The sequence below is a fragment of the Actinotignum schaalii FB123-CNA-2 genome (assembly GCF_000411135.1).
Lineage (GTDB): Bacteria > Actinomycetota > Actinomycetes > Actinomycetales > Actinomycetaceae > Actinotignum > Actinotignum schaalii_A.
The window spans coordinates 1076353-1099386 of the sequence record NZ_KE150262.1 but is presented as its reverse complement, the minus strand read 5'-3'; the positions used below and the strand labels follow the sequence as shown (position 1 = coordinate 1099386).

The following is a 23034-nucleotide window of genomic DNA, read 5'->3' as shown; positions in this document are numbered from 1 at the left end:
CGGTTTCGGGGAGCCACCGGAGCACCACGATTGGCAAACCCCGTACCGAGCGAGGGCGCGTCGTCGTACCATAAGCCCGCTGCCCACTGCCCACGCTGGGTTACCATCCAGCTAGGAACGCTACTTGACTTGAGCCGCGAGCCGCCCCAGGGCCGCACGCACCACGGCACCGTCGTCCGTTCCCCACATATGTGGAAGGGAGGCACGCAAGAACCCACCGTAACGCGCGGTAACAAGCCGCGGATCTAGAATCGCCACCACACCCCGGTCACCCTCACTGCGGATGAGGCGCCCGGCCCCCTGCGCGAGTAATAGAGCAGCATGCGCCGCGGACACTTCCATGAAGCCGTTATATCCGCGCTCGTGAGCCCGGCGTGAACGCGCTTGCACCAGCGCATCATTGGGGCGCGGGAACGGAATCCGGTCAATGGTCACCAAGCGGCACGTCAAACCGGGAACATCCACACCCTGCCACAGCGAAAGCGTCCCAAAAAGCGAAGCGTGGGGATCCGCGGCGAAATCTTTGACGAGGGTGGGCAGCTGGTCTTCGCCCTGCGCCAAAATAGGTACATCGAGGTGATCGCGAGCGAAAGCCGCAGCCTCGTTTGCGGCCTTCCGGGAAGTGAAAAGGCACAGCGCCCCGCCCTCCGAAGCCTCGATCAATTCGACGAGTTCACGCAGAGTTTCCTCCCCGTACCCCTCCTTCCCCGGGACGGGCAGGTGGCGCGCAATATAGAGAATGCCCTGCTGATGGTAGGTGAATGGCGATCCGACGTCGATTCCCCGCCACGGTCCCTGGCTCGGATAAGAAAAACCGATCTGACGCGCGGCCAGGTCAAAACGCCCACCGATGGCGAGCGTTGCGGAAGTAAGGATCGCGGGGCGGGCCTCGAAAAGCGTATCCGCCAACGGCGCGGACACATCGAGAGGCGCCGCGCACAGACTCGAACGCCCCTCCAGATCGTGGGAAAGCCACACGACCAAAGCGCCGGCTGCCACCTCCTCACTCACCATGGCGCTTACCATATCGACGCAGGTAGAGAGCCGATGACGTACCACGGCTTTCGTCGCGGCATCTGATTCGGTACTGCCGGGCAAAGCTGCGACGTCGTTCTCCACCAGCTGCAATTCACGCAACAGCAGCATGAGAGCGTCCTGCAGGGGCGCGGGAAGGCACGTGAGGCGCCCTTCCTCCAGTTCATCCATAATGGCGACGACGCCGTCACGGGCCCGTTCGATCCCCTCGGGCAAGATTTTTTCGCGGCGCAGCAAGCGCGCCAATCCCGAGATTTCGCCATGCGAGAGCGCAAACGTGAGTTGGCTCGTGACACGGTCGGCGAGATCATGAGCCTCGTCTACAACGAAAGCATCCACGTCCGGGAGTACCGGGGTGCCAGAACTATGCACGCCCAGCATGGCGTGGTTCGTGATAACAATATCCGCCTCGGCGGCTTCGGTGCGCGCCCGCACCGGAAAACACACGTCACGCAGCGGGCACTTCACCCCCACACATTCGGGTTTACTCAAGGACACCTGGCGCCAGGCCCGCTCGGATACCCCGGGGACAAGGTCATCACGGTCCCCGGTCTCGGTTTCCGCGGCCCATTCACGCAAGCGCTTGACTTCTTCACCGGTTGCGCTCGCGCCATATTCACCTTCGGCGCGGCTGACAAGCGCATCATCTTCGGGATAACCGCCGTGGACCTTGCGCAAACACACGTAGTTATTCCAGCCTTTGAGCAGGGCAATATGCGGTTCATGACCGGTTACCGCGCTGACGGCCCGCGCCACACGCGGCGCGTCCTGCCCCACGATTTGGCGCTGCAAAGCAAGGGTCGCGGTGGAGACGGCAGCACGCTGACCGGTCCGCACCGACCATTCCATGAGCGGCACCAGGTAACCAATAGATTTCCCAGTGCCTGTCCCGGCTTGAATCAGCACGTGGGAGGAGTCCTCCAGAGCGGTAGCGGTCTCCTCGACCATACGATTCTGCCCCTCGCGGACCGCTCCCCCGAGATCCGCGACCACCAGCTCGAGGATCTCGGTCAGTTCTTTCCTCATGCCCGCATCCTGCTGGACACCTCTGTTTGGACACCCCAGCGGGTGTCGATCTGCCCAGCAATATTGGCGCGCACCCGGGCGTGGATACGAGTGCCGGTTGGCAGATACTCGAGCTCGTCCAAAAGTTCGCCCTCTTCCAGAATCCGCGAGACGAGATCTCCACGCTCGAAAGGAATAATGGCATCAATTTCAATATTGGGGTGGGGCAGTTCTTCTTCGATGCGCGCAAGCAACTCATCGATACCCACCCCGCTATGGGAAGAAACCGCAATAGCGGACGGGTAGCGTGAACGCAGTGCGGTCAGATCTACCGGATCAGCAATATCGGCTTTGGAGAGCACAATAATCTCCGGGATATCACGGGCACCGGGCACATCCGCGAGCACGTCATGTACGGCGGTGACCTGGGCGACCGGATCCGCATTGGAGGCATCGACCACGTGGAGGAGGACATCCGCCCCGTCCACTTCCTCAAGGGTGGAGCGGAAAGCTTCGACCAACTGGGTGGGAAGATTACGCACAAATCCCACCGTATCTGAAAGCGTAAATTCGCGCCCTTCCGGGGTAATAGCTTTACGTACAGTCGGGTCAAGAGTGGCGAAGAGGGCATTTTCCACCAGAACATTCGCCCCGGTAAGCCGGTTGAGCAGCGAGGATTTCCCGGCGTTCGTGTAACCAACCACCACCACGGAGGGGATACCGGTACGGCGCCGTTCGGCACGCCGAGTGGAGCGGGCCGGTGCCATCTTTTTGATATCACGCCGGAGTTTTGCCATGCGTTGCCGGATGCGGCGTCGATCTAATTCCAGCTGAGTTTCACCTGGGCCGCGCGATCCGATTCCTGCACCGCCGGCCACCTGCCCACCGGCCTGGCGTGACATCGATTCACCCCAACCGCGCAACCGCGGGAGGAGATATTCCAGCTGTGCGAGCTCGACCTGAGCTTTACCTTCCTTCGATTGGGCATGCCGCGCAAAAATGTCAAGGATGAGCGCGGTACGATCAATAACCTTAACGTTGACGATATCTTCGAGGGCACGCCGCTGAGAAGGCGCCAGCTCAGTATCAACAATGACGGTATCAGCTTCTTGAGCCTCCACCATCGCGGCGAGTTCTCGGGCTTTTCCCGCCCCGAGGTAGGTAGCACGGTCGGGAAGCGCACGGCGCTGGATAACCCCGGCGAGTACCGTTGAGCCGGCCGTATCAGCTAGTGCCGCGAGTTCACGGAGGGATTCTTCGGCCCGGGGACGGTCATCAGCGAAAACTCCCACAAGGATGACTCGTTCCAGGCGAACCTGACGATATTCGACATCGATACCTTGTTCGCGTTCGATACCGCGGGCTAGGCCTTCCACTTCCTGAAAGCCGATGTGGTCGCGGTGGATACTGTCCGTACTCGCTTGCCATACGGTATCGGCTTGGAGCACCGTGCCGCGGCGGGTAGAGATATCAACATCACCGACGTGGTGCTCGTGTTCATGTACTTCGTTGCTAATGGCCACGTTCTCCTTCGTATGGACTCTCATTTTCTCACGTTGTGCCGAAGTTTCCTACCGGTAACCTGGCGCATATGCGTGTTCTGCGGCGCTTCTTGCGATTTTCTTCCTCTCCGCGGCTCGTTTAAGCTGGTGTTATGACTTCGCACTACTTTTCAGAGCACCCGGATACCGCGAGCAATACCCGCACCATGGAGGTAACGATCCGCGGGCGGGACTATTCCGTTACGGTCGACGACGGCGTCTTTTCCGGCAACGGCCTCGATAAAGGAACCGCGGTACTCTTACGAAAAGTGCCCGAACCGGAGTTGGAGCCAGGTGAAATCGCAGTGGACCTCGGATGCGGCTGGGGGCCGATCACCTTGGCTTTGGCCACTGAAACTCCTCACGTTATCGGGGTGGATGTGAATGAGCGGGCTCGTGAATTGACGCGTATCAACCTTGAAACCAATGGCTTGCGTGGCGACGTGCTTAGCCCCGGCGAGGCCCTGGAGTGTTTGGGAGAGAAATCAATTCGGTTGCTCTGGTCGAATCCTCCTATTCGGATCGGGAAAGCTGCTTTGCATGAGTTGCTTGCTACCTGGCTGGGTCGCCTGGCTTCAGATGGCGAAGCCTACCTGGTTGTGCAGAAGAATTTGGGTGCGGATTCCCTTGCTACCTGGATAGCGGGCGAGGGCTATCTGTGCGAGAAGATTGGATCCTCCAAGGGATTCCGGGTTCTGTATGTCCGCCGGTAGCTATGCGCATTGGCCACTAGGTGCGAAGAAGGTACCCCGGTAGTGACACGGGCACTCCTCGCCCTCCTCAGTCAAGATCCTCGAGGATTCGGGAGGCAAGCTGGACCGGGGTATCCGCATCAGCTTCCAGCCACGTTAGACGCGGATCGGCCCGGAACCACGAGCGTTGCCGACGCGCAAGTTTCCGGGTAGCGATACGGATTTCTTCCGTTCCTTCAGCGAGGCTGAGGCTACCGTCCAGGATCGCCATGGCCTGAGGGTATCCGGTGGCCCGCGATGCGGTAGGGGCTTCTCGCAAGCCGCGGCGCAACAAGTCCGCGGTTTCTTCGAGGAGGCCTTCCCTCATCATCTCATCCACACGTGCGTTAATCGCGGCATGAAGATCAGTTATGTCGCGGTGGATCGCGAAGATATGTACATCCTCATAGTGCGAGGTGTGGCGCGGAAAACGTGGGGTATAGGGTTTACCCGTTAGCCGAATAACTTCCAGAGCTCGAATGACCCGGCGTTCATTACGAGTATCGATGGTGGCATACGCCTCCGGATCGCGTTCCTCCAGCTCCCGCAAGAGCCGAGGGTAATTACTGCGGGCTTCTTCCGTAATCACAGCACGTAGCGCGGGATCGGTCCCGGGGAACTGCAATTCATCAAGAAGCGCAGATACGTAAAGCCCAGAGCCTCCCACCACCACGGGGATTTTCCCCGCCGCGATGATAGCAGCTAGATCCTGCCGAGCATGCTTTTGATAGGCCGCAACCGAAGCTTCTTCCGCGATATCCAGCTCATCAATTTGATGATGGTGAATTCCGCGCCGCTGCGCGAGCGGAAGCTTAGCGGTACCGATATCTAAGCCGCGATACAGCTGCATAGCATCGGCGGAGATGATCTCCACCTTGGCCGGCCCGCCCAAAAATTCTGCGAGTTCCAGCGATACGGATGTTTTCCCGCTTGCGGTGGGCCCCACGACTGCAATAATCACTCTGCCACCGTACCTTCGGCCGCGTAACCGTACCCGTCATCACCCGTTTCTTCCGCGGTGCCTTCGTCTAGGAGAAGCGCCCGGGCTTGACGCAGCGCCTGTGCGCATTGCTCGGCTGTGAAGCCACGCCGAGCGAGCATGGCGTACGTACGCTGGGCTAGCGTTTCCGGTTTCCCGGAGGCGCTACGCAACTTCTTCACGGCTAGCTGCACCGCGGAATCAAGTTCAGCATCGGGACTAATTTCCGCGAGCGTTTCTTCGACGAGATCCGCGGCTACGCCTTTGCGGCGCAACTCAGCTGCAATAGCACGCCGGGAAGCATTTTTATCACGCCGGCGAACCGCAGTGAGGACACGTGCAAACTTGGCATCGTCAATATAGCCGGCAACTTCAAATTCGTGGAGTACCCGTTCAGCTACTACCTCCGGTACCTGGCGGGTGTGGAGCGCCTGGCTGAGCTGATAACGGGAACGGTCCATCATGCCGAGCTGGCGATAGACAATATCCCGGGCCCGGTGTAATTGTTCTTCTTCACTCAAGGACTCGAGATCACGCCCCTTCCGAACGCCACGCTGTGAGCGGGCGCCGCGACGCGCGTAGCTAGCAGCGCGTGATCGACCATCGCCTGTATCGGTATCCGAGTAGTGTGCCATCGCGATCACCTACTTAGAAACCAACCGTTTCCGCGGCTTTCTCGGTACTTTTCGCCGATGCGCCTTGCTTAGCGCCGCCAGATCCCGGAGTAGTGCCATCAGCTCCGGTTTTAGCTTCGGCTTCGCGAGTATTAGCTTCTTCCGGGTCCTCGCGCAGGCCGGCCTTGCGGAGAATTTTATCCTCAATTTCATCACGCAAATCCGGATTATCCATAAGGAATTGGCGGGCTTTTTCTTTGCCTTGACCCAATTGATCACTCTCATACGTGAACCAGGCGCCGGCTTTGCGAATAATATTCAACTCCACACCGACATCGAGAAGGCTTCCCTCCCGGGAAATTCCCTCACCGTAGATGAGGTCAAATTCTGCCTGCTTGAAAGGAGGAGCCATCTTGTTCTTGACGATCTTGACGCGGCAACGATTCCCCACCGGCTCGCTACCGTTTTTAAGAGTTTCAATGCGCCGCACATCCATGCGAACGGAAGCATAGAACTTGAGCGCTTTTCCGCCGGTGGTGGTTTCCGGGTTACCGAACATCACGCCGATTTTTTCACGCAGCTGGTTAATGAAGATGGCGGTGGTTCCCGAGGCAGAGAGTGCACCGGTCATTTTCCGCAGCGCTTGGCTCATGAGGCGTGCCTGCAAGCCGACGTGGGAATCACCCATATCGCCTTCGATTTCCGCCTTGGGAACAAGGGCTGCCACGGAATCGATGACGATGATGTCAATCGCGCCGGAGCGGATGAGCATGTCGGCAATTTCCAAGCCCTGTTCTCCGGTATCCGGCTGGGAGACAATCAGCGAATCCGTATCAACGCCCAGAGCCCGCGCATAGATCGGATCAAGTGCGTGTTCTGCGTCGATAAACGCAGCGATGCCACCATTGCGCTGCGCACTGGCAACAGCATGGAGAGCAACCGTGGTTTTACCCGAAGATTCCGGGCCGTAAATTTCTACCACGCGCCCGCGCGGCAATCCGCCAATACCGAGGGCGATATCCAGAGCGATAGATCCGGTAGGAATGACTTCCACCCGGGGACGGACATGGTCCCCCAGCCGCATAACGGATCCCTTACCGAATTGCTTATCAATTTGCGCCAGAGCGGTATCAATTGCCTGTTTGCGATCATCCGCCATGGGGCGCCCAACCGTTTTGGTGCGGGCACTAGCTTTAGCTGCGGCCATATCCCATCCTTACTCACGTTTCCTACAGATCAGGCCTAGACGAGACACTCCCTCTCCGAGAGGCTCGAGATCACTGTATATCCGGCCTGCGACATACTTAGACGCTGCGAAAATCTTGTGGATAACGCTGACGCCTGAGGATCTGTGGATCATTCTAGTACGAACGGTTGTTCGGTACCGCATTGAACAGGTGTGTCACCCACTGCATTCACACCCAGCTCGCGAATGCTTCACGCACATGCTTCTCTAGAAGGGGACGTGTGGGAGTAATCCCCGGCGTTCTTCACCCGCGTTACTCGCACCGCTACTCGTGGGCCGCGAAATCTTCCGGGCTGAGCCGATGGAGGTAGTGGTAGTAATCGGGGAATCCCATCGTGTCGCACACGGCATCCCAGATACGTTGCGGATCTTCCCCAGCTTCAAGGGCTTGGGCCGGGCTCCGATCTCCCAGGGCGGAAAGAACGAGATCTTGGGCTGCACTTCTCCCACGCCCATGCGGGAAAGCACGATCAATATTGAGCCAGAATTCAGATTCACGCACCGGTGGATTATATTCCTTCATGTGTTGTGGGGTCGCGGGTAAGGCGCGCCTGGCGAGAAGCGCTCAACACAGCATAACGGCGCGTATCAAGGGAAAACCAAAGCTATGAAACTAGCTCCGAGGGCCCCCGCTTCGCGAGCGGTGCGCCACCTTGACCGCGCCGTTTGCGACGTGGTGTACAGGGATTACTTTGTAGTGGAAAATTCCCCACGCATGAGTTCCGCCGGGCTTTCCGGCACGCGCAGGTGAGCCGGGATGCGACCTTCAACCAGGTCAATCCGATCGGCAACCAAGCGCAGCACGTGACTCATGGGTACGTTGAGCGCCCGGCAAATCGAAGCGAGGAGTTCCGAAGAAGCTTCCTTCTGGCCACGTTCAACTTCGGAGAGATATCCGAGAGATACACGTGCATCGGAGGAAACTTCCCGCAGGGTACGCCCTTGCCGTTGCCGGTAAGCCCGCAAAACCTCGCCAATCTCTTCGCGAAGGAGAGCGGGTTGGCGCTGTTCAGGACGCACTACGAAATCATTCTTCCGGGTTACGCCGGTACGGGTATCAATTGTCATCACTAACCTCAACGCCTACTTCCTGTTTTTATTCCCCACAGAGCGAAACATCTTCATCGCCTCCGGTGCCAGGCTCGTGGCACGAGGCCATCAAAAGGTTCCACAAATATTAAGCCAGGTGAATCTGAAGATTTACTGGGAGCGAACAGGAGTTAGTCAGGACACAGCTGACTCGGCGCCCTGATCGGTTGCGCCGTCGTGCAAAAACGCGTCAAGAAGTTCGACGGCGCCGCGCACCGCCCCGCTCCGTACGTCGCTACGCCCCCCGGCAATATGAAGTTCGCGCGCCACCTGCGCGCCTCCACGTGCACTCACCGCGATCCACACAGTTCCCGCAGGGTGTCCATCATGCGGACCGGGCCCGGCCACCCCGGTGGTGGCCATGCCGATATCAGCTCCGGTGACGGCGCATACGCCCTGCGCCATCTGGAGCGCCACGTCCCGATCCACCGGCCCGTGACTGGCCAAACGCTCGCTGGATACTCCGAGAATGCTGGCTTTGAGGTCGGTCGCGTAGCTGACCACTCCCCCACGCAGCACCGCGGACACCCCGGGAACGGTGACGAATTGCGCGGTGAGAAGCCCGCCGGTTAAAGATTCCGCGCAGGCGAGGCTGAGGCCACGCTTGCGTAAATCTGCCACGCAAGATTCGGTGAGTGTGGCCAAGCACGAGGCGTCATCTTGCTGCGCCGTCATCATGAGCGCGCACCCTGGCCACCGCCGCGCGCGATACGCACCGCATCACCGACATATCCGATCGCGGACCACACCGAAAGTACGAGGGCAACCCCGAGGGTTATCCATCCGAGCCACTGGAAAATATCTCCGCCCGGGTGCCCGAGCCACGCGATCCACGGCAGCATGAGGATACCGGCGCCGATGGACTGGGCAAACATCTTGAGTTTGCCGATCCATCCAGCTGCCATAACCTGTTTCGTCACCACGAGCATCCGCACCAAAGTAATGAAAATTTCACGGGCGATCATGAGGATGGTGACCCACCACCACAGCCGGTCATGAAGAGACAGCATAATGAGAGCTGCCGCTATAAGGCCCTTATCAGCGATCGAATCGGCAAGTTTCCCAAAGTTGGTGATAAGCCCACGCGAACGCGCTAGCTGCCCATCGAGGCGGTCAGTGAAAGCCGCAACGGCGAAAACTACCCACGCCCAAAAGCTACGAGTAGCGGTGGGCTCCCAGAATACCCAGATAAAAACTGGGATGAGGATAATACGGGCGACCGTCAAAGCATTAGCGATATTGAGGAGGGGCGGCTCGCTCGCCTCCGGAGCGTTCGTGTGAGACATGTCCCTACTTTACCGCCCCGTGAGCTGCCAGGCGTCCTCCCCGGATTCCCCGGCAGGGTCATCATCGTCGTACCAGGTGGGTGCGGTGTCCTCCGGGTCGTGTGCCAGTGGATCTTCGGCGTAGCGGTTCGTGGGCACGGTGCCGACTCCGGCGCCGTTCGCCCCGTTTGCGCCGTACGCGTCATGAGCGACATTCCCGCCGTCCGCACCGAGCCCCGTTGCTGCGCCACTCGCTCCGGCAGGTGCGCCCGTTCCCGGCACACCGGCGCCAGCTCCGGACCCGCCATCACCTGTTTCGTCCTCGTAAATAGAGTCGCGTTCTCCGCGCAGCATGGCGAGAGCATCTTCCACCAGTTCCGGTGCCACCAGCACGTCGCGGGCCTTGGAGCCTTCGGAAGGCCCCACGATCTCGTATTGTTCGAGCAGGTCCATCATCCGCCCCGCCTTGGCGAAGCCAATGCGCAATTTGCGTTGCAGCATAGACGTAGATCCGAATTGGGTGGTGATCACGATTTCCGCGGCCTGGAGCAGAATATCAAGGTCTTCACCTATTTCTTCGCGCTGTTTCTTCTCGCGCCCGGCGGCCTCCACCGTTTCTTGGAAGTCTTCGCGATACTGGGGGCGCAGCTGCGTTTTCACATGCTCGACAACGCGCTCAATTTCCGCCTCGTCCACCCAGGCACCCTGGAGACGAATCGGCTGGGCACCTCCCGGCATGAAGAGAGCATCACCTTGCCCGATAAGCTTCTCCGCCCCACCTTGATCGAGGATGGTACGCGAATCAGCTAGCGACGAAGTCATAAAGGCTAGGCGGGAAGGAATATTCGCTTTAATAAGACCGGTGACCACATCCACGGAGGGACGCTGGGTGGCGAGCACCAGGTGAATACCGGCGGCCCGCGCCAGCTGCGTGATGCGCTGGATGGAGGATTCCACGTCGCGCGGGGCCACCATCATCATGTCAGCCAATTCGTCCACCACGACCAGCAGGTAGGGGTAGGGCTGGAGGGTACGGTGCGGATCATGCGCCTTAACGGTACCCGCCCGTATCGCCTCGTTGAAATCGGTGATGTTCTTGAAGCGGTAGGACTGCATATCGTCGTAGCGCGCATCCATCTCCTTGACCACCCATTCCAGCGCCTCGGCGGCCTTCTTCGGATTGGTGATAATCGGGGTGATGAGATGGGGAATGCCCGCGTAAATCGTCAGCTCCACACGCTTGGGATCCACGAGGATCATCCGCACTTCGTCCGGGGTGCAGCGCATCAGCACCGAGGTAATCATCGAGTTGATGAACGACGACTTACCCGCACCGGTAGCGCCCGCCACCAGCAGGTGCGGCATTTTCGCCAGGTTGGTGACCACGAACTGGCCGCGCACGTTCTTCCCCACCGCCACGGTGAGGGGATGGTGGTCACGGCGCGCCACGTCGGATGCCAAAACGTCGCCTAGCTGCACCACTTCACGGTCCGCATTGGGGATTTCGATACCGATCGCGGATTTGCCGGGAATGGGGGAAAGAATACGCACATCGGCGCTCGCCACTGCGTAGGCGATATTTTTCGAGAGCTGCGTGATGCGCTCTACCTTGACACCCGGCCCCAGCTCCACTTCGTACTGGGTGACCGTCGGTCCACGCGAAAAGCCCACCACCTGAGCATCCACCCCGAAATCAGTGAAGACTTGGGTAAGCGCAGCAACAACACGATCATTGGCTTCGGTGCGTTCGGGATGCACCGCCCCGCGTTTGAGCAGATCCGGGGAGGGCAGCTCATACAAAATACTCGGGTCGAGGGCTAGTTGCTGGGTGCGGGTGAACGGTGCGCCGGTATCGGGTGCGGGAAGATCAGGCACCGTGGCCGCCGCATCCTGAACCTCTGCCGCGCTGCCGCTTTTCTTGGTGCGCACCGTTTTTTTCGGCGACGGCGCCGCACGGCCCGCCGCCCCGCTACCCGCCGTAGCCTGCGGCAGCACCGTGGTGGCGCCCTGGGCCTGCGCACCATTGGCACCATTGGCTCCGTCTGCCCAGTCGGCCTCCGCCGCCCCGTCCGCGCCATTCGCACCGTTGTTGGTAGCGGGAGCGGTAGCTGCGCCGTCGTTCTCAGAAGGAGCCCCGGAAAGTGCCGCATCCAGATAGCTGCGCGCGGGCTTCTTACCGCGCCGGGACGTGCGTCCGGCGCTCGGGAGCCGGGTGGTGTTTTCCGCCGCGTCAATATCGTGAGGCGAATCGTAAGGCACCGATGCGGAGTGCCCGCGGTTAGCGATCTCATCCCCCGCTTCAGCATCGCGCTGCGCGCGCCGATCCCGAATAGTGGCGGCAATATCCGCCATCGAGACGTCGGCGATGTAGAGCCCGGCCCACAGGATAATAATCACGAGGATAGGAACGGCACCCCACGGGGAGAAAAGCATCTCGAGAACGCCCCCGCTGAGCCACCCAAGTAGGCCGCCGGCGTTTTCTACGTCTGCGAAGTGGTCGGCCGGGCTTCGCGGCTGTTTCACCACGTGAATAATGCCGGCCAGACACACCACGATAATCAACACACCGAGCAGTACCCGCCGGTGTTCATTCCCGCGTGCCGGAACCACCAGTCTGATGGCGAGGGCCAGGAAGACGGCGGGAAGGAGAACGGAGAGTAACCCAAAAATACCGGCGGTGGCGTGGTGAATAACCCCGCCAAGTACCCCGGAAATATTGAACCATTCGCGCAGTGCCACAATAACCGCGAGACCGAGGAAAGTGGCCACGAGGGCGTTACGAACATTCCCCGTCAGCTGGCGCCCCTCCGCCCGCTCCGTGCCCGCCCCGTTTGCGGGCGTGGCGGAGCGTCGGGACGGGCGGCGCGCGGGCGCAGTCGTCTCTTTCTCGGTTTTTTTGACACGTCGCTGAAACTTCACATCAAAAGCCTAGCCTTTGTGCAAAAAGTTGCCCCTCCCGGCGCGCCGCATGCGAGGGGGACTACACCTCCACGACAGTCGGAATAATCATGGGCGAACGGCGCAGTTTGCGGGAAACCCAACGCCCCACCACGCGCCGCATGGCCTGCTGCATCCCGTAGCTATCTGAGCCCTTCGCCACGGCTTCTTCCAGGGCTCGCGTGACTTCCGGAGTGATGCTGTCAAAGACAGTCTCATCTTCAGCCATGGCGCGTGCCTGGAGGTGCGGACCGGTGACGATGCGCCGCGCATTGGTATCCACCACCGCGAAAATAGCAATAAATCCTTCATTGGAAAGAATTTGGCGGTCCTTGAGTTCGGATTCGGTAATATCCCCAACGGAGGAGCCATCCACATAAATATTCTGGAAAGGCACCGAACCAACGAGACGAACTTCGCCGTCGATCATATCGATAACCGAACCGTTTTCCGCCAGAATCACATTATCGGCGGGCACCCCGGTTTTCACCGCGACGCCGGCGTTCGCGACCTGGTGGCGTACCTCCCCGTGAATAGGCATGGCGTAGGCTGGCTGCAAAATGTTGTAGCAGTAGAGCAATTCGCCCTGGGCAGCATGCCCGGAGACGTGCACCCGCGCATTACCCTGGTGAATCACATTCGCGCCGAGCTTGATAAGCCCGTTGATCACCCGAAACACCGAATTTTCGTTTCCGGGAATGAGCGAGGAGGCCAGCAGCACCGTATCTCCCGGATTAATCGCCACCTTAGGGTGGGAACGATTCGCGATACGAGAGAGCACGGCCATGGGTTCACCCTGGGAGCCGGTGGACATGTAGATGCGGCGGTTTTCGGGCAGGTCCTTCATATTTTTGAGGTCGACGACGGTGCCTTCTGGCACGTCCAAATACCCGAGGTCCTCCGCGATCTTCATATTGCGCACCATAGAGCGACCCACGAATGCGACCTTACGGCCGTTATGTGCCGCGGCATTGAGAACTTGCTGGACCCGGTGCACGTGCGAAGCAAAGGAAGCAACAACGATCTGCCCGGTAGCCCCGCCGATCACCGAATCAATCACCGGCTGAATTTCCGACTCGGAATGCACAAAACCGGGGATTTCGGCGTTGGTGGAATCACACATGAAGAGATCCACGCCTTCGTCTCCGGCCGCCGCGAAAGCACGCAGGTCGGTGAGACGTCCGTCCAGCGGAAGCTGGTCCATCTTGAAATCACCCGTGATGAGAATATTGCCCTCCGGGGTGCGGATGAAGAGGGCCAGTGCATCCGGAATGGAGTGGTTGACGGCAATGAACTCAAATTCCATGCCCGCGATGCGCATGGAATCCCCCTCGGCCACCACGGTGACATTCGGGGCGATGTGGTGCTCCTGGAGCTTCGCCTCCACGAAAGCAATGGTCAATTGGGAGCCGATCACCGGGATATCCGGGCGCATTTTCAGCAGATACGGCACTGCCCCGATATGATCCTCATGCCCGTGGGTGAGGACGATGGCGGCAATATCGTCGAGGCGGTCTTCCAGGTAGTCAAGATTGGGGAGAATAAGATCAACACCGGGTTGGGCTTCTTCGGGGAACAGCACTCCGCAATCGGCAACTACCAATTTGCCCTGGTATTCAAGAACGTTGCAATTGCGACCGACTTCACCGAGTCCGCCCAGGGGAACGATACGAACGGCGTTCCGCAGCGGTGGTACAGATTTCTTCACTTCATCACTCACCCCTGTATTCTCTCACGAAGCGCGGCGCTTCCATAGGTGCTTCCTGCCCGGACCTCGCCCTGGCGGCTCGATACCCGCGCGGGCACGAGCACCGTGCGCGCCGCCGGGGAACACCGAGCGCGCACCAGCGGGGGGAGCTAGCTCGCGAGGAGACCTTCGGCGCGCAGCGCTTCCGCCAATTCCGCGATCTGCGCCGTAGATGCCCCTACCAGGGGTAGGCGCAGGGTAGCCGAGGGGATGATCCCGAGGAGTTTGAGCGCTTCTTTCGCCATAACGGCACCTTGCCCGCTTCCCATAATCGCGGAAATAATATGGCGCTGCGCGGCGGCTTCCCGGCGGGCAGCCGGCAGATCTCCGGCGTCGACCTGCTCCACCAGGGCCCGCAAGCGCGCCGCAATAACGTGCCCGGCCACCGAAATCACCCCGGAAGCCCCGTGCGCGAGCCAGGCGAAATTGAGGGCATCGTCTCCCGAGTAATATTCCAAGCCGGTGCGTGCCATTTTGACGAAACCGGCCGCCACATCACCGGTGGCATCTTTCACGGCGTGGATGCGCGGGTGCTCAGCCAGGCGCAGCAACGTATCCAGTTCGAGCCGCACCCCGGTGCGCCCCGGAATATCGTAAACCATAACGGGCAGGTCCGTGGCTTCCGTCACGTTCACAATATGTTGGTAGACGCCTTCCTGGGAGGGCCGGTTGTAATACGGGGCGACGACGAGCAGCCCCTGCGCCCCACTTTTTTCAGCCCCGCGGGCAATGCGCACCGCGTGGGCGGTGTCATTGGAGCCGGCGCCGGCGATAACCATGGCGCGGTTACCAACCGCCGCGCATACTTCCCGCACCAGGACGTCTTTTTCCGGCTGGTGCGTGGTAGGAGATTCTCCGGTGGTGCCGGAAAGGAGCAGGGAATCACATCCCTGGTCCACAAGGGTGGTGGCCAGCGCCACCGCGGCGTCAACATCCAAGGCGCCGTCGGCGTGGAAAGGGGTCACCATGGCAACGCTAACGGATCCAAAACTGCGTGAAGGCAAAGTGTGCTCGTCCATGGGCTCAGCCTATCGTTCCCAGCTCATGTACTGCTCTAATCCCACCTGCACGCCCGGATGCTGGTCAATGCCGCGGATGGCCAGAAGCACCCCGGGCATAAAAGACTCACGGGTGAAAGAATCTTGGCGCAAGGCGAGCTGTTCCCCCGGATTTCCCAGCAGCACAGTTTCGTGGGCATTCAGGCCCCGGAGGCGGACCGCGTGCACCGGGATGCCGGCAATTTTCTCCCCGCGGGCGGGCGCGGGCCCGGTGGTGGCATCGGGAGCCGGGGCGCATCCGGCTGCAGCCCGGGCCGCCGCGATTTTCTCCGCGGTGGCGCGCGCCGTTCCCGAGGGAGCATCAACTTTATCGGGATGGTGCATTTCCACCACTTCGACGGATTCGAAATACGGGGCGGCCATTTCCGCGAACATCATGGTGAGCACGGCACTCAAACCAAAATTCGGGGCAATAAGCACATGGCGCCCCGTCTCCTTGGCCACCGTCTCAATGCGCGCAATCTTTTCCGGGGTCCATCCCGTGGCCCCGACGACGGCGTGACAGCCATTGGTCAGCAAAGCCCGCACGGTATCTTCCGTCGCATCGGGAACGGTGAAATCAACTCCCACGGTGGCACCCGCCAGGGTTTGGGCGTTGATGGGATCGTCCTTGGTGATTCGGGCGGTCAGGTTCATATCGGGGGCATCGGTAACGGCGGTGCACACGGTGCTGCCCATCCGTCCCGCCGCGCCGATCACAGCTACGTTGATAGTCATACCGTCCATGCTACGTGGCCTGGATAGACTAGGTGCTATGAGTTTTGGATATGAGCACAGCTCGGAACGTTACGATGCCCACGGTGGGCGCGACTACCGGGGAGGCCGGGGCCCGCGCGGAGGCCGGGATCGCCAATTTGACCGTCGGGATAGGCGAGGCGGGGGGCCGCGGGAACGGCGTGAATTTGTGCGGGTCGAGGGAGACGACGTCGATCTTATCGATCGCCTCCACGAACTGGACGGACGTAACTACCCGGCCTACAAGTCCGTTATCGGTGATTATGACTACGGCATGTACACGGTCCATATTGATCGGGTGCAATCCGATCCCTACGCCCCGCCCTCCTCGTTGCGGGTGACGGCAGATCCGGCGAAGGTGGGGATTCCCGCTGACCTTCTCACCACCCCGGAACAGCGCCTGGCTGTTGCTGATTTCCTGGCCCGTACTTTTGCGGAGCGCGCCCGTCATTCTCGCGATATTTCCATCGCGAAAGTGGGGCAAGAGATTTTGGAGCGTTCGAGCGCGACTGTTTTCGCCAACCACGTGGAACTACGTTTCCAATGTCATTTCCCGGCTCAGGGGCGCACCATCCTCGGGCACGCCATGGCGCAAACCGCAGATGAGTACCTTCCCGAGATTATCGAAGCCACGCTCAATTTCTCCTCCGAAGGGGAAGAATTCGCTGCTCACCGGGCCGCATTACGCAGGCACGTGGAAGCCTACGAGGATTATCTCGCTCTCCAGGCAGTGGTTCGGGAGCGCGGCTGGATTGGTTTTATTAACGACGGCGCGGTGCTGGTGCGCCGCTCAGGCATTTCCGATCTGCCGTTGACAGATGCCATCGCCTTCACCAGCCCCGAGAGCTTACGTGAAAGCGTGCACCTCCCCCATGCCGGTGAGGTGACCGGCATGCCGATTATCCCGGGTATTACGGTGATCGTCGGCGGGGGCTACCACGGCAAATCCACGCTGCTCTCCGCTCTCGAGCGCAGCGTCTATCCACATATCCCCGGGGACGGCCGCGAACTGGTGGCTCTGGATCCCAGCGCGATGAAGGTGCGTGCTGCCGATGGGCGCTGGGTGACCGGCGTGGATGTCTCCGCTTTCATTAATTCCCTGCCCGATGGCACCGACACCACCGATTTTTCTACCGAAAATGCCTCAGGTTCCACGTCGCAGGCCGCCGCTATTTCCGAGTCCATCGAAGCAGGTTCGCGGGTCTTGCTTATTGATGAGGACACCTCGGCTACTAATCTCATGATTCGTGATGAGCGGATGCGCGAGCTAGTTCCTGCCACTCAGGAACCCATTACACCTTTTGTGGATCGGGTAGCTGGTATGGCGCGCGCCGGTATCTCCACCATCATGGTTATGGGTGGCTCGGGCGATTATTTGGATGCCGCGGATCGGGTGCTCCTCATGGATCACTATGTGTGCCACGATGTCACGGAGCAGGCCCGCGCGGTGGCGGCAGCGCACCCGCGGGAACGCAATGATATTGCTGAGTTTACGCACCCGGCACCGCGCTATCCGCTCCCGCTCAAAGCCCACGGGGTGAAGGCGAAAACGAAATCGCGCGGGGTGGATCTTATTTCGCTAGACCGCGCGGATATTGATGTCAGTGATGTGCCCCAGATTGTGGATCCGGGCCAGACCGCCGCGATTGCCTGGGCAATTCGCTCCCTGACCGACCCCACCCGTGCCCTGTGCCTGCGCGGCAGATACACCGTTCCGGAAGGTATTGCTCGCCTGGAGGAGACCATTGCCACGCACGGTCTGGATGCCCTGGGGGCCGGCGAAAAACCGGCCTTCCTGACCCGGCCACGCGCGGTGGATATCGCCGCGGCGCTTAACCGTTACCGCACCCTCAAGGTGGTGCACGCACCAGTAGACGATCCCACCGCGGATGGAGCGGAGAATGCAGAGAACGCTCAAGGTCCCGTTGCCGCGGAGGCCGCGCCGTCGGTGGAAAGCGCCCCGTCCGCGCCGTCGGTGGAAAGCGCCCCGTCCGCGCCGTCGGTGGAAAGCGCCCCGTCCACGCCTAGCCCGGAGGACGCCGAATAGCGAAAAACCGGCTAGCGAACCAGCGGAGCGTCCGCTAGTTCTCCGGTCCGACCGTTACACACGAACGCTGGCCTGCCGCAATGCGGCGGGCCAGCTCGTTTATATCGGCGGCGCGCACGGCGCGGGCCCGGCGCAGGTGTTCCTCATGCGAAATGAGGCTGCCGCGCACCAGCTCGGAGGTACCGAGCCGGGTCATAGCGGTGCCCACCCGTTCGGCGTCGAAAACAATATCGGCGCGAAGGCGTCGGAAAGCAGATTCCGTTTCTTCTTCGCTCACACCGTCGCGGGCGAGGCGATCCAATTCGGTCATCATGAGCTCGCGCACGGTACCCACATTATGCGGGGCACACCCGGCCGCCAGGCAGAACATGCCGCCTTCGCGGTAGCTAATCGGGAAGGAATAGGTCGAGTAGGCCAGAGCGCGCCGTTCCCGAATTTCCTGGAAGAGCCGCGAGGATGTTCCTCCACCCAGAATCGCGTTGAGGGCGAGCAAGGTGGGCAGGTCCTCACTGGTCAAGCTCAACCCCGGCATTCCTACAATGACCGCCGCCTGCTCCACTTCTTTCGGAATATGCAGGTCGTGTGCCGCCTGGTAGGTAATGGGTGGGGCGATACGGCGCGGGTGCGCATCGCGCTCCGTGCTCAGGTCCCAACCTCCGGCACTCAGTGCCCCCACCGCCAGCTCGCATAGTTTGTCATGGTCGACGGCGCCCGCGGCAACCACCACCACTTCATCAGGATGGTAGACCCCGTGGTAGTGCTCGAGAAGCGCCTCGTGCTGCAAAGCCCGCACCGTCTGCGCCGTTCCCCCGACGGGGCGCGCCAGCGGGTGATCCCCAAAGACAAGCTGCGGGATTTTTTCCATGGCGGTATCGGTGGGATCGTCGGCGTACATGGCGAGTTCTTCGAGGATAACGCCGCGTTCCACCGCAAAATCTTCGGCGCTGAGGGTCGCGCCGGTGAGCATATCGGCGAGGATATCGATGGCCTGGGGCAGGTCCTCGTCAAAGATATGGCCGTGGTAGTGGGTGTATTGCTTCGAGGTGGCCGCATTGAATCCCCCGCCCAGGTAATCCGTTTCTCGTGAAATATCGAGGGAGCTGCGCCGCTTCGTACCCTTGAAAAGCAGATGCTCGAGGAAATGGGTGGATCCTTGAGTCTCCGTCACTTCGTCGCGAGACCCGGCGCCCACCCACATGCTGATGTAGGTGGAGTGAATATGGGGCAGGCGGTAGCTGAGGACACGGAGCCCGCCGGGGAGGACGGTGCGGCGTAGGAGTGCGCCGTCGTCGTCAATATTAAGACTGGCGCCCGCGTTAAGCGGAAGGGGCAGTTCGCTATACAACATGGGAATACTTTCCTGGATAGTTACGCAAACTCCCCGAACGTCCGGAAACATTCGGGGAGTTCACTCTACCTAGCGCCCGTAGGCGCGGGTTTTAGTCTTCGTCCGTGTGAACGGTGCGACGACGCCGCCGCGAGCCGCGACTTCCACGCGAACCGCGGCTCGAGCTGGAATCAGCATCGGAGTCATCTGCCGAAGGCGCGCTGGGCGCCGAGGACTCGGTGCGCCGGCGCGAACGGGAACGTGCCCGGTTCTGCCGCGGGGCGCTCTCCTCCGCTTCGCCGTGATCACCGTTATCGCCCTGATCGGAGCTTTCCGCTTCGGCGTTCGCTTCGCCTTCCGGAACCACCGCTTCCAGGGAGATCTTGCCGCGGTCATCGATTTCACCGATTTCGACCTCAACCTTGTCGCCCACGTTGAGGACATCTTCCACGTTCTCCACGCGCTTGCCACCCACGAGGCGACGAATCTGGGAGATGTGGAGGAGGCCGTCGCGGCCCGGGGTGAGGGAGATGAACGCACCGAAGGTGGTGGTCTTAACCACGGTACCCACGTAGCGTTCGCCCACTTCGGGAAGCTGCGGGTTGGCAATGGAATTGACGGTGTCACGGGCAGCTTCCGCGGAAACACCGTCGGAGGCGCCGATGAAGACGGTGCCGTCGTCTTCGATGGTGATTTCCGCGCCGGTATCTTCCTGGATCTGGTTGATCATCTTGCCCTTGGGGCCGATGACTTCGCCGATCTTATCTACCGGGATCTTCACGGTGAGGATACGGGGCGCGGTGGGAGCCATCTCATCGGGGCCATCAATGGCCTGGTTCATGAGATCGAGGATGGCCAGGCGGGCGTCACGGGCCTGGGACAGCGCCGCGGAAAGAACTTCCGCCGGGATGCCATCCAGCTTGGTGTCCAGTTGCAGCGCGGTCACGTAGTCACGAGTACCGGCCACCTTGAAGTCCATATCGCCCAGGGCGTCTTCCGCACCGAGAATATCGGTCAGGGTCACGTACTTGGTTTCCCCGTCGATCTGGGCGGAGATGAGACCCATGGCAATGCCGGCAACCGGGGCCTTGAGCGGCACACCCGCGTTGAGCAGGGACATGGTCGAGGCACACACCGAACCCATGGAGGAGGAGCCATTCGAGCCCATCGTCTCAGAAACTTGGCGGATGGCGTAGGGGAATTCTTCCCGGCTGGGCAGCTGGGATTCCAGTGCCATTTCTGCCAGGTGTCCGTGCCCGATTTCGCGGCGCTTGGGGCTGCCCACGCGCCCGGTTTCCCCGGTGCAATAAGGAGGGAAGTTGTAGTGGTGGATGTAACGCTTGTGGGTAATCGGGGAAAGATTATCCAGCGGCTGTTCCATCTTGAGCATATTGAGGGTGGTCACCCCGAGGATCTGCGTTTCACCACGCTGGAAGATCGCCGAGCCGTGCACGCGCGGCAGCACGCCGGCCTGCGCGGAAATCGAACGAATATCGGTGGGGCGGCGCCCGTCCATACGCACGTTTTCGGTGAGGACGTGGCGGCGCATGACTTCCTTGAAGTGGTCATTGACCGCGGCGGCGAGCCCGGGGCCGTCTTCTTCCAGATTGAACTGGGCATCGGCGGGCACCGTCAGTTCGGAAACGATCTGATCGGTGAGGTCATTGAGAGCGGTATCGCGCTCCACCTTGTCCACAATTCCGAGGATGGTGTTGAAACGATCCCCGAGGGCATTCCCGACAGCCTCGAACTGGGCATCGGTGTAATTCGGGAAGAAGGGGTAGTCCGCGGTGGGCTTCCCGCATTCGTTGATGAGGGTGAGCTGCGCTTCGCAGAGGGTGCGAATAACGCCCTTGGCGGCTTCCAGACCCTGGGTAATAACTTCTTCGGTGGGGGCGATGCCACCGGCGGCCACATTAGCTTCCGTTTGTTCGGGAGCTTGGGCCTCCACCATGGTGATGGCGACGTCGTCCCCAACAATGCGCCCGGCAATATCCATGGAGAAGGTGGCGCGCGCCATTTCCGACCAGCGCGGGAAGGCGATCCACTGCCCGTCCACGAGGGACACGCGAGTGCCGCCGACCGGCCCGGCGAAAGGCAGATCCGTCAGCGAGGTGGACAGGGAGGCGGCGTTGATCGCGAGAACGTCGTAGGCATCATCCGGGTGGATGGAGAGGACGGTTTCCACGATCTGCACTTCGTTACGCATGCCCTTGGTGAAGAGCGGGCGCAGCGGGCGGTCAATGAGCCGGGCGGCCAGAATGGCGTCCGTACCGGGCCGGCCTTCACGGCGGAAGAACGAGCCGGGAATTTTACCGGCCGCGTAGGAGCGTTCTTCCACGTCCACCGTCAGCGGGAAGAAATCGAAGTGTTCCTTCGGGCTTTTCGAGGCGGTGGTGGCGGAGAAAACGGTGGTTTCCCCGTCCAGGTAGGCCAGGGCAGCGCCGTTGGCCTGTTGGGCCAGCAGCCCGGTTTCAAAACGAATGGTACGTGTTCCAAAGGAACCGTTATCAACAACGGCTTCCACACTATGAATATTGGGACCCTCCACGGGACCTCCTTTTATTTCGGCCGCGAGGCGGCCATCAGTGGTAATTCACGAAAACGGGCCCTAGCGTTCCCGCCTTCGTCAACCATCACCGAAGACCACGTTCGCGGTACTCCACATATTGGGGTGCGCAGGCGCGCCACACCCTGTCTATCGTAGTGCCCGAGCAAGCAGCTGAGCTTCGCGCGCGGTTCACTTGCGGCGATGCTGAGCAGCTTCTCACGCCTGCGGGCATACGGAAAGCGGCCCGGGATGAAACCCGAGCCGCTTTAAGTACTTATCGACGCAAGCCGAGACGTGCGATCAGCGACCGGTACCGCTCGATATCTTCCTCAGCGAGGTAGCTGAGAAGGCGGCGGCGCTGGCCGATAAGAAGCATAAGACCACGACGCGAATGGTGGTCGTGGATGTGCGAGCGGAAGTGCTCCGTCAGCTGCGAAATACGAGCCGAGAGCAGAGCCACCTGCACTTCGGGGGAACCGGTATCGCCCTCGTGCGTGGCGTATTCGGCAATGATCTTCTGCTTTTCTTCAGGCTTGAGGGCCATGCGATTCTCCTTAGTTTCCGTTGCACGGAGCTCCGGGGCATGTTCTCCCAGGCATGACGCTACCGTGGCCGATGTAAACGGCCTGAAAATTCTAGCACACGGCGACGACGCCCCGCACTGGCGTATCCGCCAGTGCGGGTGTGGCCTTCCCCGCTTTCTCTTGGCCGGTAGATGGCAGGTAGCTAGGAGCGATCAACGAAACCGCTGAGCACCATATTGACGAGGGAGACCACAATCCCGCCGAAGAGCGCGGCCCAGAAGCTGCCCACAACCAGGTGCACCGCCAAGCCCTGGGAGGCCCAGGCGGTGAGCGAGATCATCGCCGCGTTGACCACGAGGGAGAAGAGCCCGAGGGTGAGGATATAGAGCGGGAAGGAAAGGAATTTCAGGATCGGGCGGATAACCGCGTTAAGGATGGCAAGAATGAGGCCGGCCACCACGAACCATCCAATGAGACGGAGGGTATCGGGGGCCTCCCCCACCATTGCCAGACCGGGGATCAAGAGCGTGGCCACCCACAGCGCAAGAGCATTGATGGCGACGCGAAGAGCGAATGTACTCATGCACCTACCCTAGCGAATGC

19 protein-coding genes are annotated in these 23034 nt (G+C 60.8%); 2 read left to right on the top strand and 17 right to left on the bottom strand.

Features of this window, described 5'->3' with window-relative positions:
* Nucleotides 1-120: 120 nt before the first annotated feature.
* Together HMPREF9237_RS04390 and hflX are read right to left on the bottom strand one after the other, a co-directional pair.
* Nucleotides 121-2061, bottom strand: coding sequence for an ATP-dependent DNA helicase (locus tag HMPREF9237_RS04390; protein WP_016442528.1), 1941 nt, complete (start codon nucleotides 2059-2061; stop codon nucleotides 121-123).
* The gene (hflX, locus tag HMPREF9237_RS04385; protein ID WP_016442527.1) at nucleotides 2058-3587 is read right to left on the bottom strand and encodes a GTPase HflX; all 1530 of its coding nucleotides are present in this window, start codon (nucleotides 3585-3587) and stop codon (nucleotides 2058-2060) included. The genes HMPREF9237_RS04390 and hflX overlap by 4 nt, the downstream gene beginning before the upstream one ends.
* A 107-nt stretch (nucleotides 3588-3694) precedes the next feature.
* On the opposite strand from hflX, the gene HMPREF9237_RS04380 reads away from it, so the two are divergent.
* Complete coding sequence (locus HMPREF9237_RS04380; RefSeq protein ID WP_016442526.1) at nucleotides 3695-4294, top strand: class I SAM-dependent methyltransferase; 600 nt, start codon at nucleotides 3695-3697, stop codon at nucleotides 4292-4294.
* A 67-nt stretch (nucleotides 4295-4361) separates the two neighbouring features.
* Here the strand turns inward: HMPREF9237_RS04380 and miaA are convergent, their stop codons facing one another.
* The 11 genes from miaA to dapB all read right to left on the bottom strand — a co-directional run bounded on the left by miaA (nucleotide 4362) and on the right by dapB (nucleotide 15964).
* Nucleotides 4362-5273 (bottom strand): tRNA (adenosine(37)-N6)-dimethylallyltransferase MiaA, encoded by a 912-nt coding sequence (miaA, locus tag HMPREF9237_RS04375; RefSeq protein WP_016442525.1) that lies wholly within the window; start codon nucleotides 5271-5273, stop codon nucleotides 4362-4364.
* Entirely contained in the window at nucleotides 5270-5926 is a 657-nt protein-coding gene (locus HMPREF9237_RS04370) for a regulatory protein RecX (protein ID WP_016442524.1), read from the bottom strand. The genes miaA and HMPREF9237_RS04370 overlap by 4 nt, the downstream gene beginning before the upstream one ends.
* 13 nt (nucleotides 5927-5939) lie before the next feature.
* Nucleotides 5940-7112 (bottom strand): recombinase RecA, encoded by a 1173-nt coding sequence (recA, locus tag HMPREF9237_RS04365; protein WP_016442523.1) that lies wholly within the window; start codon nucleotides 7110-7112, stop codon nucleotides 5940-5942.
* A gap of 304 nt (nucleotides 7113-7416) precedes the next feature.
* Nucleotides 7417-7653, bottom strand: a complete 237-nt coding sequence (locus tag HMPREF9237_RS04360) for a DUF3046 domain-containing protein (protein ID WP_039898314.1) — start codon at nucleotides 7651-7653, stop codon at nucleotides 7417-7419.
* A 185-nt stretch (nucleotides 7654-7838) separates the two neighbouring features.
* The gene (locus HMPREF9237_RS04355; protein WP_016442521.1) at nucleotides 7839-8219 is read right to left on the bottom strand and encodes a helix-turn-helix domain-containing protein; all 381 of its coding nucleotides are present in this window, start codon (nucleotides 8217-8219) and stop codon (nucleotides 7839-7841) included.
* 156 nt (nucleotides 8220-8375) lie between these two features.
* Nucleotides 8376-8918, bottom strand: coding sequence for a CinA family protein (locus tag HMPREF9237_RS04350; protein WP_016442520.1), 543 nt, complete (start codon nucleotides 8916-8918; stop codon nucleotides 8376-8378).
* A complete protein-coding gene (gene pgsA / locus HMPREF9237_RS04345) occupies nucleotides 8915-9526 on the bottom strand; it encodes a CDP-diacylglycerol--glycerol-3-phosphate 3-phosphatidyltransferase (RefSeq protein ID WP_016442519.1) in 612 nt (203 codons plus the stop codon). Before pgsA ends, HMPREF9237_RS04350 begins: the two co-directional genes overlap by 4 nt.
* Before the next feature lie 9 nt (nucleotides 9527-9535).
* Nucleotides 9536-12424 (bottom strand): FtsK/SpoIIIE family DNA translocase, encoded by a 2889-nt coding sequence (locus HMPREF9237_RS04340; RefSeq protein ID WP_016442518.1) that lies wholly within the window; start codon nucleotides 12422-12424, stop codon nucleotides 9536-9538.
* Nucleotides 12425-12485: 61 nt separating this feature from the next.
* A complete protein-coding gene (locus tag HMPREF9237_RS04335; RefSeq protein ID WP_016442517.1) occupies nucleotides 12486-14162 on the bottom strand; it encodes a ribonuclease J in 1677 nt (558 codons plus the stop codon).
* Nucleotides 14163-14299: 137 nt separating this feature from the next.
* On the bottom strand, nucleotides 14300-15208 hold the full coding sequence (gene dapA / locus HMPREF9237_RS04330) for a 4-hydroxy-tetrahydrodipicolinate synthase (RefSeq protein ID WP_016442516.1): 909 nt from the start codon (nucleotides 15206-15208) through the stop codon (nucleotides 14300-14302).
* A gap of 9 nt (nucleotides 15209-15217) precedes the next feature.
* A complete protein-coding gene (gene dapB / locus HMPREF9237_RS04325) occupies nucleotides 15218-15964 on the bottom strand; it encodes a 4-hydroxy-tetrahydrodipicolinate reductase (RefSeq protein WP_039898313.1) in 747 nt (248 codons plus the stop codon).
* 37 nt (nucleotides 15965-16001) lie between these two features.
* Between dapB and HMPREF9237_RS04320 the strand changes: the two genes are divergently transcribed.
* Nucleotides 16002-18029: an ABC-ATPase domain-containing protein gene (locus HMPREF9237_RS04320; RefSeq protein WP_016442514.1), complete on the top strand. Its 2028-nt coding sequence runs from the start codon at nucleotides 16002-16004 to the stop codon at nucleotides 18027-18029.
* A gap of 34 nt (nucleotides 18030-18063) precedes the next feature.
* On the opposite strand, the gene HMPREF9237_RS04315 is transcribed toward HMPREF9237_RS04320, so the two are convergent.
* The 4 genes from HMPREF9237_RS04315 to HMPREF9237_RS04300 all read right to left on the bottom strand — a co-directional run bounded on the left by HMPREF9237_RS04315 (nucleotide 18064) and on the right by HMPREF9237_RS04300 (nucleotide 23014).
* On the bottom strand, nucleotides 18064-19377 hold the full coding sequence (locus HMPREF9237_RS04315) for a M16 family metallopeptidase (RefSeq protein WP_016442513.1): 1314 nt from the start codon (nucleotides 19375-19377) through the stop codon (nucleotides 18064-18066).
* A 91-nt stretch (nucleotides 19378-19468) separates the two neighbouring features.
* Nucleotides 19469-21907: a polyribonucleotide nucleotidyltransferase gene (locus HMPREF9237_RS04310; RefSeq protein WP_016442512.1), complete on the bottom strand. Its 2439-nt coding sequence runs from the start codon at nucleotides 21905-21907 to the stop codon at nucleotides 19469-19471.
* A gap of 274 nt (nucleotides 21908-22181) precedes the next feature.
* Nucleotides 22182-22451, bottom strand: a complete 270-nt coding sequence (gene rpsO, locus HMPREF9237_RS04305; protein WP_016442511.1) for a 30S ribosomal protein S15 — start codon at nucleotides 22449-22451, stop codon at nucleotides 22182-22184.
* A gap of 182 nt (nucleotides 22452-22633) precedes the next feature.
* Nucleotides 22634-23014: a phage holin family protein gene (locus HMPREF9237_RS04300; RefSeq protein ID WP_016442510.1), complete on the bottom strand. Its 381-nt coding sequence runs from the start codon at nucleotides 23012-23014 to the stop codon at nucleotides 22634-22636.
* Between the last annotated feature and the right edge of the window lie 20 nt (nucleotides 23015-23034).

Coding starts and splice junctions, on each gene's coding strand:
- HMPREF9237_RS04390 (WP_016442528.1), bottom strand. CDS start 2,061: ATGAGGAAAGAACTGACCGAGATCCTCGAGCTGGTGGTCGCGGATCTC.
- hflX (WP_016442527.1), bottom strand. CDS start 3,587: ATGAGAGTCCATACGAAGGAGAACGTGGCCATTAGCAACGAAGTACAT.
- HMPREF9237_RS04380 (WP_016442526.1), top strand. CDS start 3,695: ATGACTTCGCACTACTTTTCAGAGCACCCGGATACCGCGAGCAATACC.
- HMPREF9237_RS04370 (WP_016442524.1), bottom strand. CDS start 5,926: ATGGCACACTACTCGGATACCGATACAGGCGATGGTCGATCACGCGCT.
- recA (WP_016442523.1), bottom strand. CDS start 7,112: ATGGCCGCAGCTAAAGCTAGTGCCCGCACCAAAACGGTTGGGCGCCCC.
- HMPREF9237_RS04355 (WP_016442521.1), bottom strand. CDS start 8,219: ATGACAATTGATACCCGTACCGGCGTAACCCGGAAGAATGATTTCGTA.
- HMPREF9237_RS04350 (WP_016442520.1), bottom strand. CDS start 8,918: ATGATGACGGCGCAGCAAGATGACGCCTCGTGCTTGGCCACACTCACC.
- pgsA (WP_016442519.1), bottom strand. CDS start 9,526: ATGTCTCACACGAACGCTCCGGAGGCGAGCGAGCCGCCCCTCCTCAAT.
- dapA (WP_016442516.1), bottom strand. CDS start 15,208: ATGGACGAGCACACTTTGCCTTCACGCAGTTTTGGATCCGTTAGCGTT.
- dapB (WP_039898313.1), bottom strand. CDS start 15,964: ATGACTATCAACGTAGCTGTGATCGGCGCGGCGGGACGGATGGGCAGC.
- HMPREF9237_RS04320 (WP_016442514.1), top strand. CDS start 16,002: ATGAGTTTTGGATATGAGCACAGCTCGGAACGTTACGATGCCCACGGT.
- HMPREF9237_RS04315 (WP_016442513.1), bottom strand. CDS start 19,377: ATGTTGTATAGCGAACTGCCCCTTCCGCTTAACGCGGGCGCCAGTCTT.
- rpsO (WP_016442511.1), bottom strand. CDS start 22,451: ATGGCCCTCAAGCCTGAAGAAAAGCAGAAGATCATTGCCGAATACGCC.
- HMPREF9237_RS04300 (WP_016442510.1), bottom strand. CDS start 23,014: ATGAGTACATTCGCTCTTCGCGTCGCCATCAATGCTCTTGCGCTGTGG.